Annotated in this window: 10 protein-coding genes and 2 tRNA genes; 1 reads left to right on the forward strand and 11 read right to left on the reverse strand. The window is 47.5% G+C overall.

Going from position 1 to position 20,741, the window contains the following annotated elements:
- From HMPREF3216_RS06610 to HMPREF3216_RS01240, 6 genes are all read right to left on the reverse strand, one after another.
- The coding region (locus tag HMPREF3216_RS06610; protein ID WP_230953843.1) for a GH25 family lysozyme at positions 1 to 1,565 on the reverse strand (1,565 nt) is incomplete at its 3' end.
- Between the two features lie 197 nt (positions 1,566 to 1,762).
- A tRNA-Gly gene (locus tag HMPREF3216_RS01220) sits at positions 1,763 to 1,836 on the reverse strand.
- A 181-nt stretch (positions 1,837 to 2,017) separates the two neighbouring features.
- On the reverse strand, positions 2,018 to 2,500 hold the full coding sequence (locus HMPREF3216_RS01225) for a holo-ACP synthase (protein ID WP_060786576.1): 483 nt from the start codon (positions 2,498 to 2,500) through the stop codon (positions 2,018 to 2,020).
- Positions 2,501 to 2,731: 231 nt separating this feature from the next.
- Positions 2,732 to 12,280 (reverse strand): type I polyketide synthase, encoded by a 9,549-nt coding sequence (locus tag HMPREF3216_RS01230; RefSeq protein WP_060786577.1) that lies wholly within the window; start codon positions 12,278 to 12,280, stop codon positions 2,732 to 2,734.
- Positions 12,281 to 12,447: 167 nt separating this feature from the next.
- Positions 12,448 to 14,094: an acyl-CoA carboxylase subunit beta gene (locus HMPREF3216_RS01235; RefSeq protein ID WP_060786578.1), complete on the reverse strand. Its 1,647-nt coding sequence runs from the start codon at positions 14,092 to 14,094 to the stop codon at positions 12,448 to 12,450.
- Positions 14,091 to 15,938 carry an ATP-binding protein gene (locus HMPREF3216_RS01240; protein WP_060786579.1) on the reverse strand — a complete coding sequence of 616 codons (1,848 nt, stop codon included), beginning with the start codon at positions 15,936 to 15,938 and terminating at the stop codon, positions 14,091 to 14,093. The genes HMPREF3216_RS01235 and HMPREF3216_RS01240 overlap by 4 nt, the downstream gene beginning before the upstream one ends.
- A 150-nt stretch (positions 15,939 to 16,088) precedes the next feature.
- On the opposite strand from HMPREF3216_RS01240, the gene HMPREF3216_RS01245 reads away from it, so the two are divergent.
- The gene (locus tag HMPREF3216_RS01245) at positions 16,089 to 16,748 is read left to right on the forward strand and encodes a biotin transporter BioY (protein ID WP_060786580.1); all 660 of its coding nucleotides are present in this window, start codon (positions 16,089 to 16,091) and stop codon (positions 16,746 to 16,748) included.
- A 307-nt stretch (positions 16,749 to 17,055) separates the two neighbouring features.
- Here the strand turns inward: HMPREF3216_RS01245 and HMPREF3216_RS01250 are convergent, their stop codons facing one another.
- The 5 genes from HMPREF3216_RS01250 to HMPREF3216_RS01270 all read right to left on the reverse strand — a co-directional run bounded on the left by HMPREF3216_RS01250 (position 17,056) and on the right by HMPREF3216_RS01270 (position 20,628).
- The gene (locus HMPREF3216_RS01250) at positions 17,056 to 17,949 is read right to left on the reverse strand and encodes a biotin--[acetyl-CoA-carboxylase] ligase (protein WP_060786581.1); all 894 of its coding nucleotides are present in this window, start codon (positions 17,947 to 17,949) and stop codon (positions 17,056 to 17,058) included.
- A gap of 89 nt (positions 17,950 to 18,038) precedes the next feature.
- Positions 18,039 to 18,839, reverse strand: a complete 801-nt coding sequence (gene nusG, locus HMPREF3216_RS01255; RefSeq protein ID WP_060786582.1) for a transcription termination/antitermination protein NusG — start codon at positions 18,837 to 18,839, stop codon at positions 18,039 to 18,041.
- Positions 18,840 to 18,867: 28 nt separating this feature from the next.
- Complete coding sequence (gene secE, locus HMPREF3216_RS01260; protein WP_060786583.1) at positions 18,868 to 19,083, reverse strand: preprotein translocase subunit SecE; 216 nt, start codon at positions 19,081 to 19,083, stop codon at positions 18,868 to 18,870.
- Between the two features lie 38 nt (positions 19,084 to 19,121).
- A tRNA-Trp gene (locus HMPREF3216_RS01265) sits at positions 19,122 to 19,197 on the reverse strand.
- 135 nt (positions 19,198 to 19,332) lie between these two features.
- Positions 19,333 to 20,628 (reverse strand): pyridoxal phosphate-dependent aminotransferase, encoded by a 1,296-nt coding sequence (locus HMPREF3216_RS01270; RefSeq protein ID WP_081090900.1) that lies wholly within the window; start codon positions 20,626 to 20,628, stop codon positions 19,333 to 19,335.
- Positions 20,629 to 20,741: the final 113 nt, after the last annotated feature.

Genomic DNA, 20,741 nt, shown 5'->3' on the forward strand with positions numbered 1-20,741 from the left:
CCACCAATGTTCTCCTCATCGGCAACAGGAGCACCAAGACGCGCAAAACCACCATGCATATAATAAGATTCGCGCAACTGATATTGAAGAACATGGCTTTGAGTGCCATTAGTCCAAAAATCGCGATTTGGAACTTTACTAACTTTCCACCCGTTGCCTACATATTCATAGTCTCCATAGGCATTAGGATCCATATTTCCAAACACGCTAACATCAACATTGCCTTCGATTCCTGGGACTACAGCCGAGGAAGTATACTGCCATCCGCGCAAAGTAGTTCTAATATTAAACAGCGGAGTTGCGCCATAGCTAGCAATCCAGCTCAAACGATCGTGAATATACTGCGAATTAAGCGGACCGTTTGCATAACTTGCGTAAGAATAAACACCAAGATTGGTGTATCCTGCACTATACAATTGGTTCCACCAAGACGAAACAATATTTTGGTAAACGTACGGATTGTTTGGAGCAGTGTGGCCCGCCCAAACCCATTTTTCTAGATCGTAGTAAACAGGGTAAGAAAGGTCACTTGGGCTAACACCAGCGTTTCTTAAAAGCTTTGCAACATCCGCACCCTCGTTAGCGCCGTCCGCAGGCGTTTCTGCATATGAATAAATGTAAATTCCAAAAGGAATACCTAAACGCTTGCACTCATTAATATTGCGCAAAGCATACTTATCGTAGCCATTATCCCAACCATAGCTAATGCGAATAATCGCACCCTCTACGCCAGCATTCTTAGCAGCAGCCCAGTTAATTTCCTTTTGATGTTCGGAAACATCAATCACGCCTCTTGCGTTGTATGCAAACAAGTTGCCATTGCCAGTGTAGAACGCTTTAGTCCCGTTGTAATTGCCCCACCTAGTGCCAAATCCGTTTGTTGGCAAATAGGCTCCTTGCAATGCATCACTAGTTAAATCGGCAGATGTTTTAGAACCAGATTCCTGCAATTCCTTTGCTTGAGACCTTAAAGTAGAGCCTTCTGAGTTATTTTGAGTGTTACTTATAAGAACAACTCTATTGTGCTTGGATATACGCTTTTTGGCGGAAACATTAACATTTTCGCCTTTAGAAGAATCTTCTTTATTTGCGCGCTTTATGTCTTTTCTTAAATCACCAACCGAAATAGGCGTAAAGCGTTCCCCGTTGCTTTTAACTAGCGGATCTGGCTGCTTATCTTTAGTTCCAACAATCTTAGAATCCGTAATAATCTTGCCAGTTTTAAGCGATTTTAATTTACCATTAGATGTAAGCGCATACTTTGAAGACACAACTTCGTCTTTGTTTTTAAGGGAAGATGCGACTTTTTCTGGTAATTTAGAATCATTGATTGAATTGCCATTAGGATTATCGCTTAAACGGTAATCGCCAATGGTGTTGTGGTCGCTATCTGCACTATCTGCGTCATTCGTGCCATCAGCATTACTCGTGCTGTCCACAACTTTAGAAGTACTATTTTTAAAATCCAAACGATTTTCAACTTTAAACGCAGGAGCAGCGTTAACAACAAGAGCTGTTGCTATAGAAGCTAAACCTGCAATTACACGTACGATAATCTGTCCCAAAACTCCTCCAGACACATGTTTTTACGTGTTTAACCGTTATAACAATAGCAACATGCGCAAACACCTTTAGAAACGCTAACTGGCAGAAATGGGGATAAATTGCAAGAAAAATCACAAGAAAGATTGCAAGAAAGATTGCAAGAAAGATTGCAAGAAAAAAGTGGAATAAAAAGTAAGAATAAAAAGTGAGAATAAAATGGAGCGGATGACGGGAATCGGACCCGCGTCATCAGTTTGGAAGACTGATACTCTACCATTGAGCTACATCCGCAATCTGCGAATTTTGCAAGCTATTAATTACCTTGCAAAACAGCAACTCGATTAATTATACAGACTGTTTAGACCTAAAGCAACTTTCGACACTCGCGCTAAATTGTGCAATACGAACAATACGAACAATACATGCAATACGTACAATACGCGCTGCAGTTAGCTAGATTAAAGTTTTATGATTAAAAATCGCATAACTCTAAAACAACAAACGCAGAGGCGATTGCAGATGCGTCTTCAAACAAACCATCGTGGCTTAAAGACACATGCCATCTAACAGAAAAGCCCTTCTGTGCATTAATCGTAGGAACCGTGCTCAAAGATTGCATAAGCTTTTCATTAACAGCAGCATCAAGATGAACGCTTGGGCAACCACGAGAATCATCTAAAATCTCAATGCTTGCCCATGGAGTGTTATCTAATGTGTAAGGATATTTTGCATCTTCAAACAAAGATAAAGCCTCGCACCACGCTTTTATAACCGCCTCTTTACCAGCCCAGCGAGCAGCAACGTGAATCGCCTCAGCGTCGTTTTTTAAGTGCGCTCGCATGGCACACTGCCTAAGCTCGCGCGCGGAAAATAGCGAGCGCCATCCATTGCTATCTTGCATTTGTTGCGCAAATTGTGCAATCTGTACAACATCGTGACCAATGCCTGCAATCATTAAGCTCACTTCCTAACTACTCTAGAACGTCGTTCTTTGTACGCGATTCAGCTGTTTCTTGATACAAAATGCGTCAATCTTCTCCCGAGTTTGTACGTGATTCGGCTGTTTTTTGGTACAAACTCGGGAAAAACCTTCCGCACTTTGTAGCTCAAAACGGCGTGTCGAGCTACAAAATCGGGAAAGAACGCGGAAAATCGCTATTGCGGATTAGCCACACTCATGTCTACATTAGCAATAATAGCCGCTGGCATCTAGGCGCGCATCTGGGTTTAGCAGCATAGCTTTTTCTGCTTCATGCCCATCGTAGCGAGATCCATCTGGCATGCGCGTACCGTCTTTAAGCAAACGGCGATTTTGCACAGGCTCAAACAGCTGCACATGACCCATCATGCCCTCTTGCAAGAGTCGCTGGCCAGCAGCCAAACGCGCATTTGCCTTTGCTCGCCACTCGTTAAGCGCATCCGTGCCAGCGCTAGACGCTACAGCCGCCTCAAACGCACCAGGGTGCACAAGCGCCACAAATCCGCTAACATGCCCGAATCCAAGCGATGTAGCCAGAGCCGCTTTAACAGAGCCAATGTGAATCCTCTTTCGCAACCAAACCATGTGGTCGTCGCGCGAAAGCTTAGGATCCACGCAATCAAGCGAAGCGTTGATTGGAACCCAGCCACTTCTAAACAGCTGAGTCAAGCCATTAATCTGGAACACACATGCGCCACCCTTTGCGTGGCCAGTAAGCGACTTTTGGCTAATCACAAATAGCGGATTTCCGCTTGTACGCCCAATCGCATGCGCAAGCGTATTGTGCAACTCAGACTCGTTTGGATCATTTGCATTTGTAGACGTATCGTGCTTAGAAACAACAGCAATATCGTCTGGAGTAACGCCAAGAGCTGCCAAATCGTGCACAAGCTTGGAATCGCGGCCGCCCAATCCTGCAGCGAGCGCGCCCAATCCTGGAGCTGGAATCGAAGTGTGAATACCATCCGCATACGAGTGAATGAATCCAACTACGCCAGCAACAGGCAAACCAAGCTTAAGCGCAATATCTCCACGCGTAATAAGAATCGTGCCGCCGCCTTGTGCTTCCAGGAATCCTCCGCGCCTGCGATCATTCGCGCGAGAGAAGAATCGCGGATTTATACCCTTTTCGTACATCTCCTCGCTGTTTGCAGTGGCGTTCATATTGCCAAAGCCAACCACGGACTCAACGCCAATATCGTCAATCGCACCCGTTACAACAAAGTCGGCTTTGCCGAGCGCAATCTTATCAACGCCTTCTTCTAGCGAAACGGCAGCAGTGGCGCATGCCGAAACTGGCTGAATCATGTTTCCATAACCGCCAATATACGTTTGCATTACGTGAGCTGCAACAACATTTGGCAACGCTTCTTGAAGCACGTCTGTAGGAATTTCATGATTTAGGAATCTATCCAAATACAGCTTTCGCATAGACGTCATTCCGCCAAATCCTGTGCCTTGAGTCGATGCCACAAGAGACGGATGCACAGCTTGCAAAATTTCCGAAGGCGTAAATCCTGCGCAAATGTAGGCGTCAACGGTGGCAACTATGTTCCAAAGCGCAATTGGGTCTACGCTTCCAACCATCGATGCTGGAATACCCCACTTTAATGGGTCGAAGCCTTTAGGCAATTGCCCACCAACAGTGCGCGTCATGGCTGCTCGCCTTGGCACGCGAATCATGGATCCAGCTTTGCGCGTAACAACCCATTCGCCAGACTCTGGGTCGCTAGAAATCTCGGTATGCTCTTCGTCTAGCGCCACGTATTCGCGCGCAATTTGCTCTGTAGCAACGTTGAAAGATACATCGTGGTCAAGGAAGATCTCGGTTTCTTCTTCGTTTGCTCCATCTTTGTAGTCGCCGCCCATGCCAGTTTCAAATGGCCTTATTCCCGAGCGAGCCACTACCTCGTCGCGATACTTTTCTGCAATGTCTTCTTCTGGTACAAGTGTGCCTTCCGCATCGTACCAGCCTGGCTTTGGTGAATCTTGCCAAGTGAGCAAGCCCATGCTCCAAGCCAATTCCAAAACAGCGCCTGCACAAAGCGAAACCGTTCCGTCATCTTGGATTGACTGCTCGGCGCTAAAGCGTGTACGGCCAGAGCCCCACGGGCCAATCTCACCAATAGAAACTATAACGATTTGGTCTTTAGGCTTTGCTGTTACGTTCTTCCAATCTTCCAAGTTAACGCTTGCTTGAGTTGGAATATTTGGAGACGGAAGCGCCTTGTTAATAGACTTGACTTCAGACTTGATTTCAGACTTGCTTGCAGCATCTTTATCAGCCTGCTTACGACTATTCTCTTGCAAAGCCTGCGCTTTAAGCTCGTTCAAATCAAGAGGCTCAGAGCCTAATCCACCTGTTAAATCAACGTCTAGAGGCGCCTGGGAAGCACGCTCGCGCGCGTCTTTAGTGCACAAATCAAGCAAAAGATTCGCCATCTGGCTTGTTGTAAAGGTTTTTAAGCCACGACTTTCAACAGCTTCCACAAGAGGATCATTGCCTCCCATTAAGCCAGTTCCGCGCACCCAGCCAATCTTTGGATGAGCAAACGTTACGCGATTCGACCAAACCTTTTCTGCATGCGCGCGGTTAACAATGGCGTCGAATGCGCTCTTGACTTCGCCATAAGCTCCGTCGCCGCCAAAAATACCGCGATTAGGCGAACCTGGTAAAACAACGTGCATACAATGCTTTACATCTGTATCTGCTCCGATTTGCGCAAATCCTGCGATTGCGCGCTCAACGCCCCAAAGCATAAGCCTTGATTGCGATTCAAAAAGCGCACCAGAATCCGCCAAAGTTCCATTAACTGGTGGAGCTGCAAATGGGAAGAACAGCGTTGGGCTGTATGCAGGCTTCAAAATGGTGGTTGTAGCTCCACTAACCTTCTTAGAAACCGTACCAACCCACTTTACAAGAGCGTCAACATCTCGGTAACTAGACAAGTTTGCTGGAACAAGCCACAATTTAGCCGAAGCGGTTGCGTGAAGTCGGTAAGCTTCTTTAGCCCACTTTTTTACACTTGGCTTAAAGCTGTGAGAAGTGGCAATAACCGTAGCTCCGCCTTCTAGAAGACCAGTCACAACTCGTGCTGCAATCGAATTTGGCGCAACGCCTGTTACAACGGCAACGTCTCCTTCAAAGCAATTTGAGAAGATTTGCGAATCGTCTCCATAGTAGAAATGATCACGCAACTTAGGCAAATCGCCAGTAGACTTTAGCGAATCCTGCGCAATCTGCTTAAAGATGGAAGACAATACCGTGTAGTTAATGTCTTTGCACTTTTTAGCAAACCACTCAGCTTCGCTAGAGACTGCACGGCCTAAGCCAACAAAGCTACCGTAGCGGTTCAAAGTTTCTCTAACGTACTCAAGATCTTCGGGATTGTTTGTGTAGAAACCATCCCTGGAATTGTAGTAGAGGCTAGCCAAATCTTCGCGAGCGCTAGCCCAGCGATCATCGAAAAGAATCGCCTTGCGCTCGTCAAATCGTGGCTCCACCTGCTTTGGCCAATCCGACCCAAGCTCGGCTTCCACGGCTGCAACAACGGCAGCATTTTCATCTTCCTCCACCTGGGCATGAGGAGCCTCAACGCCAAGCTTTGCTAACACAAACTTAGCAGTAGCAGCCAAAACGCCATTAGCTCCAACCACCTTTTGCGCAAACTCGTCTAAGGCAGCAGAATCAACAACCGCACCCGAAGCAGCGCCCGCGCCAGAGCCTGGAATCGAAACCTGAACTCCGTTAGCTTTAGCAACGCTTTGTATAGCGGCATCTATAATAGCTTCTGCCTGAGCTGCATTCTTTGCACAATCCGCGCCAATCTGCGCCAAATCTCCGCCTCGAACGCTTGCGCCAGAACGCGTTTGCAAAACAAGAGCCGCCAAAACGTGCGCACGCCAGCCTTCGCCAAGCTTATAAACTTCCATAATGCGCTTATCTACCTGAGCAGGCTTTACGCCAGCTGCACCAAACAAGCTGCGAAGACGTTCGCGCACAATATCGCTAAGCACAGCACCAAAAGCCTTATAGCGCGGAGCTGCAGAATTAACCAGCTTGTTTAGCGCGCTCATTGGAGCTTCTGCGGCGCCATCCACGCTAGGCACTCCAAGCTCGGAGCTTATGTCCATTAAAAGCTGGTTTCGCCTAGAAGATACACCGTTTGTTAGCGTATCCGTTGTGTCGGCAGCGCCAATCTGGTCGGCGCGAATCTTGGCACTGTATGCAATCAGCATTTCAATAGCATCAGACGCTTTAAATGGCAAATCTTCTGCAACAGAGCCAGATGGCGCAGATGGCACATTTTGCGTTGCATTTGACGCATTTTGCACAGAATTATTTGCATTTATTTGAGTAGATACAGCAGGTGCTGTGGCGGAAGCTTTTTGTGCGGCAGCGTGGGAAGAATCGCCAGCAGCCGTTGAATTAGCAACCGCGCTTTCATCATCTTCAAAAACTTCTGGCACAAGCGAATCTGTGTCTGTTTTATAAACACGACTCTCATCTCGCCCAACGTTATAAACAGCAACACGATGTCCGCTAAACTCTGGCATTGCAAGCGTTTTTGCGCCAAGATTTGCCAAAGTTGGCGCGTTTGCTAAACCAACCTCAACATATTCTTCTACACCTAATCCGCCGCAAGATGTGCTAGAGAACATAAGCGCTTGCGTTTCAATCCAGCGAACAGGGGAAGCAAACTGCCAAGAAAGAAGCTCCGTAAGCAGCAATCTACCAAGCTTTTGCTCGTCTGCAGCATAAGAATTCCAAACTTCATCATTCTCTAACGCATCTTTAATACGCTCCGAAGGCACAACGTCTAGAATCTTTTGCGCAAACTCGCGAGTAAGCTCAAATGGGCACGCAACCAAGTTTGGAATATAGCGGCCAACAAGCACCGAATAATCAATATGCTTAGGCAGCAACGAATCCAACTTATTGCGGAACTCTGGCACACCTTTTCTAAGCAGCTTAGAGTGGAATGGCACGTCAATTCCTGGCACAAGCATAAACGGCGGCTTTCCGCCATATTCCTCAGCACGTTTAGCGGAATCTTTGGCCAAGGCTTTAAGACCTTTTACCGTTCCTGCAATCGCATACTGCTGACCTGCCAAATTGTAGTTTACGATTTGCAAGAACTCGCCAGTTTGCTTGGAGATTCCTTCAACATAGGCATTTACGCCAGAATCATCTACACCAAACTGATTTGGACGCAAAGCTCCCATTCTATAGTTGGATCGGCCTTGCGCATCTCGCTCAATCAAATGATGCATAGTAGATCCGCGGTGGAACACAAGCTCCAACACTGTTTCCAGCGGAATAATCTGAGCAAACGAGCTTAGCGCATTGTATTCGCCAAGCGAGTGGCCAGCAAAGTAAGCTGGCCAAATATCGCATCCAGCTTCACGCAAGCGAGCCGTCTGAGCAAAAGCAACAGTGGCAAGCGCAACTTGCGTAAATTGCGTTAAGTTAAGCAAACCTTCTGGGTGACGATACGTTACGCCATTTGCTGTTAGTTCCTTAGGATTATCTCGAACAACAGCAAGAATTGAGAATCCAAGCTTTTCGCGAGTAAGCTTATCGGCGCGCTGCCAAGTTTCGCGCACGGCTGGGCTTTTGGCGCGCTCATCTAGCGACATACCTTGCTTTTGAATACCCTGACCTGGGTATACAAAGGCGGCGCGGGCAGCGGCCGTAAGAGCGCTAGCCTTAGACACAATTTGCCCATTTACGCGGCATGTTACTTCTAACGCAAGCCCTGCGCGACGAACTTTTCCTACACGCTCAACCGTAATTTCAACCTGGTCGTTAAGCTGCACCATGCCGTACATGTTGTACGTCCAGCCAATCAACTCGTAGTGCGCGCCTTTTTCATCCAAGGCTTGCGCAACGTGCTGAGCTGCCGCCGAAAGCCACATTCCGTGTACAAGCGGAGCATTAAGCCCCGATATTGCAGCACCTCTGTAAGAAGTGTGAATTGGGTTAAAATCGCCAGAAGTGCGCGCAAATGCCGTCATGTCTTTAGGCGCGTTCAAAACCACTCTTCTAAGCATTCTTCTAGGAGTGGCTTCTACTTTATAATCATGCAAATCTGCGGAGGCTCCGTATTGCGCAGCAGGCTTTGGCAGAGCCGCGCTGTAGCTGCGACCGCGAATCGCAAATCGCTCTGTTTCGTGCGCTAGATGCGTTCCGTCTTGCGCTAAATGAACAACGTTGATTGTAACAACTCGCCCAGAAGCAGACTCTTGTGCGCTTTGCGCCCAGCCAACAAGGTTTACGCGCTCACCTACGTGCTTTTGCAAATCGCCGTTCGAAACATCTAGCTCTATTAAGTGGTCTAAATGAACAGCATTAAGCAAGCCTTCGATTACTGGATACCCGTTTACCATTACGGACCCCAAAGCAGAATAAATCGTTGGCCAAGCAGGGCCAACAAGCGCGTCTGGAACAATTCTAGACGGCTGTAATCCGCCCGAAAGTCGCCCAGCTGTAGCAGATTCATGATCAATTCCAAGATTTCTGGAAAGCGTGTACGAAGACTTTACTACGCCAAATGGCGATTCTTGCGATTTGCTGCTTTCATCTACTTTAGGCATCTCGCTTAAAGCATCTCCCGTAATCGCAATGTTTCCAATGCCTGCGGTTGCGGCAAGCATTTTATAAACGTGCTCTGGAAGACGCTCGCGGTCTACTACTGGTATGCTTCCTGCGCGCTTTGCATCTACAATAAGCGGAATCACAATGTTTCTCACAGCATGATTCTTATTATTGTTTAAATCATTGCCGCTTAAATCATCCCAGAATGTATCTAATTTAATATCTAAATCAAGCTTAATTACGCTATCTTCTTCACTAACAACGCTTATAACGTAGTTTTCACTGCATTCTTGCGTTCCGTAAGCTGGGTTAGAAGTTACGTGACCAATCCAAGATATATTCGGGCAGGCGCGCACATATTCTTCAACATTTTTTGCGCACGCGATTTGACTAAACGCGCTTTGACTAAACGCGCTTTGCGCAAGAGAAACTTTAGAATCGCAAGCATCCGCACGACTTATAATCGCAGCTTCAAATCGCCCTAAAATATCTGCGATTGGCTCGTCCATTGTTGTTATTCCAGCAACAGAAATCGGCCCTGGGATTACGCGAACAGCGTCTGCCGAGTAGCGCGAATCTTCCGACTGCCAAAGCTGATCCTGGCCCCACCAGCGCAGCAAATCGTTGTCGATTACTGGCACAAACGGCATTGGCTTAGGGTATTCTCGCACCAAAGTTGGGAACCATGCGGCATCCATTGGAATAACGTTTGTTTGCGCTGCCTCTGGGAACTTTTCAATAAGATTGTTCAAAGCTTCTTGAGGATTTTGGCAAACGCTTTGCAAAGAAGGCAGGCTTGAGTCAAATTCTCCAGAATCCTGCCACGTAAAACGCGCTTCAATTCGCTCAAGCAAATGCACGTAGCGAGTGGCGTATGTGGAATCCGCCCACGGGTAGCATAAGTCAAGGAATCGCTGAGCAAATTGCTGGTATGTCATGCTCTCAACATTGCCAAAATACGGCTTTGCTGTTGTATTAAGAGCCGCAATAACCTCGTCTTTACGTAATTCAAGCTCTTCTGGATGCTTCATCATGTGAACAAGAAGCCTTCCACAGCGCGCAGACGCATTCTCAATCTCGTAAATATCTGCATGCAAATGGCTTAATCCGCTTGTCATTCCTCCAACAACTTTTCCAGAAGGCACCCAGCGCTCTCCAATAGGAGCAAACGGATTTTCACTAGCACCAAGACCCTCTACACTGTTAGCATGCGATTGAACAATTCCAGGCGTTTCAACAAGCATCTTCTTAACTTGCGGGCTTGTATGCGCTTCTTTTGCTGTCATTGCAGCAGTGCCAATCATTACGGCGTCCACTGGCATATTTGGCAAATCGTACTCATTTGACCATTCGCCACTAATATAATCGGCAGCGCGCGAAGGAGTGCCAATTCCGCCACCTGCTACAAGCACCAAATTATTGCATTCACGCACCTGCGCATAAGTGTTAATAAGCAAATCGTCTAGCGACTCCCAAGAATGGTGGCCGCCTGCAGAACCGCCTTCTACCTGCGCAATAATGGTTGCTGGTTTAACGGCTTTTGCAATGCGAATAACTTGGCGAATCTGCTCAACTGTTCCTGGCTTAAAAGCAACATACGGGAATCCATCTTCTTGAAGAGTTTTAACAAGTTCCTTTGCCTCGTCTAACTCTGGGATTCCAGCAGAAATAACAACGCCGTCGATTGGCGCTCCAGAAGCGCGCTTTTTTGGAACTATACGCTTGCCGCCAAACTGCAAATTCCACAAATAGCGGTCCATAAACATGGCGTTGAATTCTACAGTTGCTCCCTCTTTTAGCTGCTTTTGGAGCATTTCCACATGCTTGTCAAACACTTCTTCTGTTACTTGGCCGCCGCCCGCAAGCTCCGCCCAATATCCCGCGTTTGCAGCAGCCGCAACGATTTGCGGATCTACAGTTGTTGGAGTCATGCCAGCAAGAAGAACAGGAGCCTTGCCCGTTAGCTTGCTGAATTTTGTTATTACTCTGCGTCCAGACTCGGTTTCAACAACTTTCGGCGCAAATTTATTCCAGCAAACAGTACGCAAAGAATTTGCGGAAGAAGCATCCATTGTAGAAGCAGCAGCACGAGCCGCCATTGTTCCCGCTTCCACTATTCCAGCGCCACTACCCTGCACTAGAGCGCCCGTAAGCTTGCCCAACACTTCTCCAGGGCCCATATCTAACACAAAAAGATTCTGCGCAGCATCTTCAAGACTTGCCAAAGTTTCTTTGATTTGACTTGCCCAATCAACTTGTTCTACAAGCACCTGATTTGCTAGATGGCGTGTAAGATCCGCATCTATTCCAGCCTGCTTAGCCCACTTTTGCGCGTTTTCAACAGCTTCTTCCATCATTTTTGAATGGAAAGGAACCGAAACATCTAAGTATTCTGCGATTGGAGAAAATACAGACCCTCCGCACTCTTTAGAATCTCGCAACTTTTTGGAATGTTTGGCTTCTTTTTGAGCTTCGATTAAAACGGCCTCCATGTCTTGCGGATAACCAGATAACACAATGTGATTTCGCGAATTTTTAACTGCTATCGAAACTTCGGCACGCTTGCGCTCCACGCGAGAAATCAACACTTCTGCCTGTTTTTTTGTTACACCTTTTAAGGAAAGCATTGGCGTAGCATTGCCGCTTGCACTTATTTGCAACATTCTTGCTTCACGGTCTGCAGCAGCACCGATTATATATGCGATTGCTAAAAGTTCCGCGATTTTGCTTTGCGCCGCCTGCCAAGAGCCAGCTTCTAAGCGCGCTTGTACCATTTTTGCCGCAATTACGCCTTGGGAATGCCCAATGGCTGCGATTGGCTTGCAAACTTCAAAATTGTATCCAAGATTTGTAAGGTCTTTAACCGCTGCAAGCTGCGCCAATGCAATTCCTGGTACGCTAATTTGCGCGTCTTGCGTGCGCTCTCCAGCAGATTCTAAAGCATCGAATACGTTTATGTCTTTTCCTGCGTTTGCTAAAAGCTGCGCATATATGTTGTTTAAAAGTTTTTTGGCGCAATCGTTATACTCGCGAAGCTGCGCGTTTAAGTCTTCATCTTTTTGCGTTTCTTTTAACGCTTGAACCCACGGCGTGGATTGCCCTGCAAAAACAAGCATATGTGGGGTTTGTGCCAACTCGTCAAATAAGTATGTTGTCATTTTATTTCCTTTGTTTGTGGGTTTACGTTTTATTTTTAAGATTTTTGTATTTTTGGATTATTTGTGTTTTTGGATTATTTGCGGCTTGTCGCTAATCGCGTCCAGCGGCTGCTTGCGATTTGCGCACGTGCCAAATCACCCTCAAATCGCCCTCAAATAATTCTCAATCACATTGGCTGGTTTCCATGATGCTTCCCCGTTCTAGAAACACGTTTTTTGCTCCTTAAAATCTTCAAAGAATTAGCAATAACATCTCTTGTTTGCTCCGGATCTATCATTGCGTCAATCTGGCCAGTTTCCAGCGAAAGATTCGCGTTTACAGTGGTATTTTCGTAATTCTCAACAAGCTGTTTTCTTAAAGCCTCAACATCTTGACCACGCTCTTTTGCTTTTTGCAAATCCTTGCGATGAATAATGTTCACGGCTCCTTGAGCGCCCAAAACCGCTATCTGGCTGGTAGGCCAAGCGTAGTTAAAGTCTGCGCCCATAGACTTGGAGCCCATTACAATGTATGCTCCACCAAAAGCCTTGCGTAAAATCACGGTAACAAGCGGAACTTGCGCGTTTGCGTATGCGTAAATCACTTTTGCGCCTCTGCGAATAATTCCAGCGTGCTCCTGGTCCGATCCTGGCTTGTATCCAGGAGTGTCTACAAGAGTTACAACAGGAAGATTAAACGCGTCGCACAATCGCACAAATCGCGCTACTTTTTCGGAAGAATTAACGTCTAAAATTCCGGCATTGACTTTAGGCTGATTTGCCACTATTCCAACGGGATGCCCGTCTATGCAAGCAAAACCAACCACCGCAGATGCCGCGTAAAGCTCTTGAACTTGCACAAATTCGCCATAATCTACGATTGCGCGAATAACGTCTAAAACGTCGTACGGCTGGCGATCATTGCTCGGAACAATAGTGGCAAGCTGCTTAGCGGTTTCTCTGTCTGCGCGAGTGGCAGCGTAGGCAAATGCTGGCGGATTTTGATTGCAATTCTGCGGCAAATAAGCAAGAATCGTGCGCGCGTAGTCAATGGCGTCCGCCTCGTCTTCGCCCAAATAGTGAGCAACGCCCGAAGTGGAGTTATGCACATATCCACCGCCTAAATCGTCCATGCTAATCGACTCGCCCGTGGCTGCCTTAACAACATCTGGGCCAGTTACAAACATGTTGGAATGCTCGCGAGTCATGATTATAAAATCCGTAAGAGCAGGGCAATAAACTGCGCCACCAGCACAAGGTCCTAAAATCAAGGAAATTTGCGGAATTAAACCGCTTGCTTCACAAGTTTTTTTAAAGATTCTGCCATATTGCGTAAGCGCGTTAACGCCTTCTTGAATGCGAGCGCCACCCGAGTCGATTAGCGCAACAACAGGAACTGCAAGCTGCAACGCCATGTCTAGAAGATGGCAAATTTTCTGGCCTTCAGCGCTACCGAGCGTGCCGCCACGAACGGAAAAATCCTGCGCATACACGGCCACTTTTTTGCCGTACACTTCGCCAAAGCCTGTGATTACAGCGCATCCTGCAACATCGTTATTTATGTCTCCGCCGTTAAATCGGCCGATTTCTTCAAACGTTCCCGTATCAAAAAGCAAATCCAAGCGCTCTCTGGCAGTGGATTTTCCCTTTGCATGCTGGCGTTCTAAAGCATTCTGCTCGGCCTCTCTAGCAAGGCGAGCTGCGTGTTCTACGGCTGCTTTTCCGCGCTGAGGCTGCATATTTTGTGTAGGCTGCGTAATCTGCGCGTCTTTATTAACATCTTTTTTATTAACATCTTTTGCAACTTGTGTAGCATCTTTAGTAAGCGCACTCATTTTGCACTACCGCCTTTAGTCACGTCAATTGTTACAAGCTTTTCGCCTGCTTCTACACCATCTCCAGGCCCTACAAAAATGCCCGTAACCACGCCTGCTGCAGGTGCGTAAACGTAGTTTTCCATTTTCATAGATTCAAGAACAGCAAGCAGATCGCCTTTGGCTACGCTCTGACCTTCCGCAACGTTTACGCGCGTAATCACGGCTTGCATTGGAGCAGAAATCACGCCAGGAGCGTCCTTTGGCGTTTCCGACTTATGCGTATCTCCTCTTAAGCCTCGACCTCTAAGAGGCTGCGATGCGCGAACCGTGCTTCTAACTCGTGCAGAGCCAGTAAGATTGTCTACAATATCTTGCGGAATCGTAAGTTTTACGCGCTTATTGTCTACTTCTATTACAAAAGACTCCATTTTAGTTGGCTTATTTTGCGCGTCTTCACCAGACTTATTGGAATCCAAAGAAGCAGGCTGCCCGCCATTTGCCGCTGCAGCAGTGCGGTTCAAATACTTGCGTTCAAGCCATTTTGTAGAAATATCAAAATCGCAATCTTGAGCCGTAAAATCTGGGTCGTTAAAAATCTGCTCAAAAAGCTTGGCAGGAGTAGGCACGCCCTCAATGCAAAGCTCCTTAAGCGCTCGTCTTACGCGAGCAATTGCCGCATCGCGATTTTGAGCCGTAACAATAAGCTTGCCCATCATGGAGTCAAATTTTGGAGACACGCTATCTCCAACTTCTACGCCAGAATCCACACGAATTCCAGGCCCAGATGGCCACTCTATTTTTGTTAGCGTGCCTGCACTAGGCGTAAGATTTGTGGCCGGGTCTTCCGAAGTGATTCTAAGCTCAAAGCTATGCCCGCGCGAAGGGTGATTTTGCGTAAGCTCACCGCCGTCAGCAATCGTAAGCTGCTCGCGCACAAGATCTAGTCCGCTAACTTCCTCACTAACTGTGTGCTCCACTTGCAATCGTGGATTCACTTCCAAGAAGTAAACTTTGTGTTGAGAAGTCACCATATATTCGCACGTGCCCAAACCAACGTAGTCAACAGCTTCAAATAGGTTACGAGAATATCGGTGAAGCTGCGCGTTCTCGTCATCGGTAAGGAATGGCGCTGGTGCTTCCTCAACCAACTTTTGGTTTCGGCGCTGCACCGAGCAATCGCGCGTGGAATATATGGTGAAGTTTCCATGCGAATCGCGGCCAACCTGCGTTTCCACATGCCTGGCCTTGTCTATAAAACGCTCAATAAAGTACTCGTCAAGGTCGCCGCCTTGCAAAGCGTCGTGATTCATGTAGAATCCGCGAAGCTCATCATCGTTGTGAACAACGGTTATTCCGCGGCCTCCGCCGCCATCTGTACGCTTCATCATAACTGGGTAGCCGTGTGTTTGCGCAAAAGTCAGCAATTCTCGAATGTCTTTTACAGGCTCCGAAATTCCTGGAACGGGCGGCACTTTAGCGCGAGTTGCCACGCGCCGCGCGGTTATTTTATCCCCCAAATCAATAAGTGCTTCTGGCTTAGGTCCAATCCACACAGCACCCGCATCAATCACCTTCTGCGCAAAACTTGCCACTTCCGATAAAAATCCGTAGCCTGGGTGTACAGCATCCGCTCCGCTTTTATGCAAAATATCTATAATCGCATCTTCGTTTAAATAAGTGTCTCTGTACGTGTCTCCAGAAAGCGCGTACGCTTCGCTTGCCATCTCAACATACTGTGCCTGACGGTCGGATGCCGCATAAATAGCTACAGTTGAGATTCCCATTTCTTGAGCAGTGCGAATCACTCTAAGCGCGATTTCGCCGCGATTTGCCACAAGTATTTTTTTGATATTCGTAACCATACGTTACAAGTTATAGGAAATTTAGCTTATAGTATCCGTAAATTTGAACAAAACATTATGCGATTTTTTGTAAACTTCTCCAACGCGCAGCGCCCGATTTTTGTCTAATGTTTGATTCAGCAACGAAAAACAATACGAAAGAAGGATATCGTGGCTAATTTTGAATCTAACTCTGGCGCAAACTCTAGCGCAAACTCTAGCGCAGTTGCATCTAAGGCTTTTGACGTTACGCGCTTAGCTGTTCCATTTGCTAAGGCGTTTTTGTTTGCCGTGCTTATTAGCGCTGCCACTATGGCTGGCGCATTGCCAATTCCTGGAACTCCTGTTCCTGTAACTTTGCAAACTTTGGTTTTGGCTTTAGCAGGTCTTACTTTGACTTGGCGCCAGGCCGTTAGCTCTGTTCTTATGTACCTTGCGATTGGCGCTGCTGGAATGCCAGTGTTTGCAGGCGGAAAGAGTGGCGTTGTGGCTTTTGCAGGCCCTAGCGTTGGATTCCTTGTTGGATTCGTATTCGGCGTGGCTGCGATTGCGCTTGTAAAGTCTGCTCTCGAAGGCGTTGTTAATGCCGCTATGCCAGAGGATTCTGTTGCTAAGAAATTTGCACGATTTGGCGCATATTTTGCAGCATCCGTTGTTGGTTCGCTTGTGATTTACGCATTTGGATTTGTAGGTCAATCGCTTATGATGCACCTGCCTGTGTGGGCAATCGCCGTTGCTTCTACTGGATTTATTGTGGGCGACATTATTAAAGCTGCAATCGCTAGCGCCGCTTGCGCAGGATTGTATGGCGCGTTTAAGCGCAACGCGTGATGCGCGACTAATCGCAAGCGTAACGCGCTAACTATTTTAAGGCCGCAGTCTCGTCGCCGCGGTCTTTTTTGTATAAAAAGCAAGATTACTTTCCCGCGTTTGTTTCTTTTCCCCCGCGTTTGTTTACATTTCGGCCAATTTTGGAAACAAACACGGGCACATTCCCCCACGTTTGTTTCTTTTCCCCCACGTTTGTTTACATTTCGGCCAATTCGGGAAACAAACACGGGCACATTCCCCCTCGTTTGTTTCTTTTCCCCCACGTTTGTTTACATTTCGGCCAATTCGGGAAACAAACACGGGAAAGTCATTCGCGCGCTACGCTTTGAGCGAAAAGGCAGGTCGTCGCGCATACGTCGCCCGTGTGCACAATCACAGATTCTCCAGAGTCTTTAAAAATCGAAAGCGAAGCATCATCATTAATGCTCTGCGCAACGCCTTTAACGTATTCGCTGCTATTTAACTCGCTATTAACGTCTGGCGCATATACGCTAACTTTGCGCCCAAGAGTCCAGCAAACTGCGCTAACTTCCTTACGCAAGCATAATGCACTTTGCGCAGGATTTTGCACAAAACTCGCTAGTCTATTGTTTAGATTTTGCGCCAAACGCTTAGCAATAATATCCCTTAACTCCATAGCGTCTGGAAGATTCGCGTAATGCATTTGCAAAGATGTTGCCTGCTCAATTGGAAGCGACTCTTTAGACACATTAAGATTAAGGCCGATTCCAAAAATCACACCAACATTTTGTTGTAAAGACTCATTGCCTGCAAACGCAACCACTTCGGTTAGGATTCCGCCCTCTTTGCAATCGCCAATAAAAATGTCATTCGGCCATTTAAGCATTATTTCTTTGCAGGATTCGCTGGCTTCTGCGACCTTTCGCGCGCCAACTTCTTTAAGTGATTCAATCAACGCGTCTCTTGTGCAAAGCCCAGCAATCATAGGCAGCCAGCCGTTGTATTTGGAATCCATAACAACGCCTTTTGGCAAAACAGACGCATAAGACGCTATAAAACTCTGCCCTGGCTCGCTAACCCACTTGCGACCAAGACGGCCGCGGCCAGCACTTTGATTGTTTGCAATAACCGCGCAAATAAGCGGGCTTGCGCTTAGTGAGCTTTTAAAGTTATGGTCAAGAAGCTCTTTGCGTGCAACGTTTTGCGTAGAATCAACAGAATCCAAAAAGATAAAGTTCATTGAAAATCAATCGCTTAAACGGCAGGACTAAACCTGTTAAACCTGTTAAACCTGTTAAACAACTGTTAAACAACTGTTAAGCAGTTTAATCAGACAATAGGCTCTACCTGGTTAAAGCCAAGCTCCACAGGAGTTTCGCGACCAAAGATAGAAACAAGAACCGTAAGCTTTTGCGTTGTAGGATCCACGTCGGAGACGACCGCAGCCATAGTTGCAAATGGACCATCGGTAACTGTAACCTGATCGCCAACCTTGTAAGCAACTTCCACCTTGCGCTTGCGAGCGGCCGCTGGCTTATCTCCAGCCTTCTTCAACGCCTCAGACGCAATCATAGGAGCCATCATGTCAATAACTTCCTTGCGGCTAAGCGGCGCTGGCTCCTTAGATGGGCCAACAAAACCAGTAACGCCTTCGGTCTCGCGCACAATACGGCGAGCATTCTCGTCTGGCCACATGCGAATCAAAACATAGCCAGGAACGCGCACGCGGGTAATAACCTTCTTGCCCTTGTCTGTGTGCTTTTCCACCTCTTCCATTGGCACTTCAATCTGGAAAATCTTATCTTCCAGGCCAAAGCTTTGAACGCGAGATTCAACGTTAGTTTTAACGCGCTTCTCGTAGCCAGAGTAGGTGTGAAGAACGTACCACTTGCCTTCTAGGGTTCGCAAAGTCTTGGAAAACTCAGCAACTGCTGCGGCGCCAGCATCTGCAGGATCTGCATCGCTAGCAACATCGGCATCGCTAGCAGCATCGGCGCTATTTTCCGCTGGCAAATCGCCAGCAGCCGTAGATTCAGACTGCTCAGGCGCATCTGCAGCAACGGAAGCTGCATCTAAATCAGCAAAATTATCTACAGACTCAACATCTTCGAGATTCAACTCGTCAGTCATATTTGCACACCCTCAAAATTCGTCGAAATCAGCCAAACAGCCACATAACGGACTTGCCTAAACCGAAGTCCATAACAGTGACAAAAACCATCAAGAAAATAACAAAAATAAACACGGAAGCAGACCAAGCAAACAGCTCTTTGCCGTGTGGAGCTACGACTTTGCGCGTCTCGTCAATGGTTTGCCTAATGAACATGCCAATACGCATGAACAAATTTGGCTTCTTCTCTTTTGCCTTGGCCATGCTTGAATCCTTCGTTTGAAAATTGTTAACAATAAAACTGGCAGGGACGGCGGGACTCGAACCCACAACCTACGGTTTTGGAGACCGTTGCGCTACCAATTGCGCCACATCCCTAGGTGAACTTGCTAATCATACCTTAAAAAGGTTGATTTGGCAAAACCGCCAAACATTCATGTTAGCGGAAGGGCAAGATTTAGGGATTTTATTGCGATTAGCGAGTGTCGCTAAATGCGCGGAAGCTTGCGATTTTTAAAACGCGCTGCCGCTTTCAATCCACTTCTTCATGCGACTCATGCCCTCGGCAAGCTGGCTATCTGCCAAAGCGCACGAGAATCGCAAGTAACCAGGCGCACCAAAAGCCTCGCCAGGAACAGCAGCAACATGCGCTTCGTCAAGAAGCATTTGCGCAAGCACAGACGATGTTTCTGGAATCTTAGAATCCTTGCCCAGCGGGCGATTAAGAAGCGCCTCAACGTTTGCAAACGCGTAAAAAGCGCCGTGCGGAAGAGGGCAAGTTACGCCTTCCATGCTATTTAACGCTTGCACAATCGCCTTGCGACGAGCATCGAAGGAATCACGCATTTTAGTAACAACGTCTAGGGATCCGCCAACCGCTGCAAGAGCTGCGCGCTGCGAAATGTTAGAAACGTTAGAAGTCATGTGACTTTGAAGCTTAATCGCGGCTTTTGCGGCCTCAAGCGGCGCAACCATCCAGCCAACTCGCCAACCTGGCATTGCGTACGTTTTTGCAACGCCGTTCAAAACAAGCAGCTGGTTTCGCACTTCTGGCACCTCTACGCCAATGTACGAAGTTTTTACGCCATCGTAATGCAAATGCTCGTAGATTTCGTCGGAAAGCACCCAAATGTGGTGTTTTACAGCCCATTCACCAATCGCGCGAATCGTTTGCGCGCTCCAAATAGCGCCCGTTGGATTAGAAGGCGAAGTTACAATAATCGCACGCGTGCGCGGGGTGCGAGCAGCCTCAATCGCCTCAATATCTGGCTCAAAACCGCGATCCGCGCCAGCCATAACCGCCACTGGCACGCCGCCTGCAAGTTTTACTGCCTCTGGGTAGCTTGTCCAATATGGCGCTGGAATAATAACTTCGTCGCCGTCGTTTAGCAAAATCTGGCATGCTTCGTAAACAGCTTGCTTGCCGCCGTTTGTTACAACAACTTGATCCGCGCAAACATCGTAGCCAGAATCGCGCTTAACTTTGCGCGCAATAGCATCGCGCAGCTCTGGAAGGCCAGCCGTAGCTGTGTACTTGTAGTTTTTTGGGTCTTTGCATGCGTCTGCGGCAGCCTCAACAACGTAGAGCGGAGTTGGAAAATCAGGCTCGCCCGCACCGAAGCTAATAACGTCGATTCCTGCGGCTTTCATCGCTTTTGCCTTGCCATCTACTGCAAGCGTTGCGCTTGGAGCAACTTTGTTAATGCGATTGCTCATGGAGTGCCATTGAGGGTTAGGTGTGCTTTCTGCGATTTGCGACGCGCCTTCTGCGCTATTTACTGCCATATTTGCTGCGATATTTTCTGCCATACTCTACAGTTTAGCCATTACACGTTATTTCCCGATTTTGTTTACGCTTCAACCAGCGTGGCTTCCTATTTACTGTTGTAGGAGGGATGGGTGTTTCTGCGTTCGCACGGATT

It is taken from the genome of Gardnerella vaginalis (genome assembly GCF_001546455.1).
GTDB lineage: Bacteria > Actinomycetota > Actinomycetes > Actinomycetales > Bifidobacteriaceae > Bifidobacterium > Bifidobacterium vaginale_B.

Excerpts from the sequence above, each read along its gene's own strand:
- HMPREF3216_RS01225 (WP_060786576.1), bottom strand. The coding sequence starts at position 2,500 with ATGATTGCAGGCATTGGTCACGATGTTGTACAGATTGCACAATTTGCG.
- HMPREF3216_RS01230 (WP_060786577.1), bottom strand. The coding sequence starts at position 12,280 with ATGACAACATACTTATTTGACGAGTTGGCACAAACCCCACATATGCTT.
- HMPREF3216_RS01235 (WP_060786578.1), bottom strand. The coding sequence starts at position 14,094 with ATGAGTGCGCTTACTAAAGATGCTACACAAGTTGCAAAAGATGTTAAT.
- HMPREF3216_RS01240 (WP_060786579.1), bottom strand. The coding sequence starts at position 15,938 with ATGGTTACGAATATCAAAAAAATACTTGTGGCAAATCGCGGCGAAATC.
- HMPREF3216_RS01250 (WP_060786581.1), bottom strand. The coding sequence starts at position 17,949 with ATGAACTTTATCTTTTTGGATTCTGTTGATTCTACGCAAAACGTTGCA.
- nusG (WP_060786582.1), bottom strand. The coding sequence starts at position 18,839 with ATGACTGACGAGTTGAATCTCGAAGATGTTGAGTCTGTAGATAATTTT.
- secE (WP_060786583.1), bottom strand. The coding sequence starts at position 19,083 with ATGGCCAAGGCAAAAGAGAAGAAGCCAAATTTGTTCATGCGTATTGGC.
- HMPREF3216_RS01270 (WP_081090900.1), bottom strand. The coding sequence starts at position 20,628 with ATGGCAGAAAATATCGCAGCAAATATGGCAGTAAATAGCGCAGAAGGC.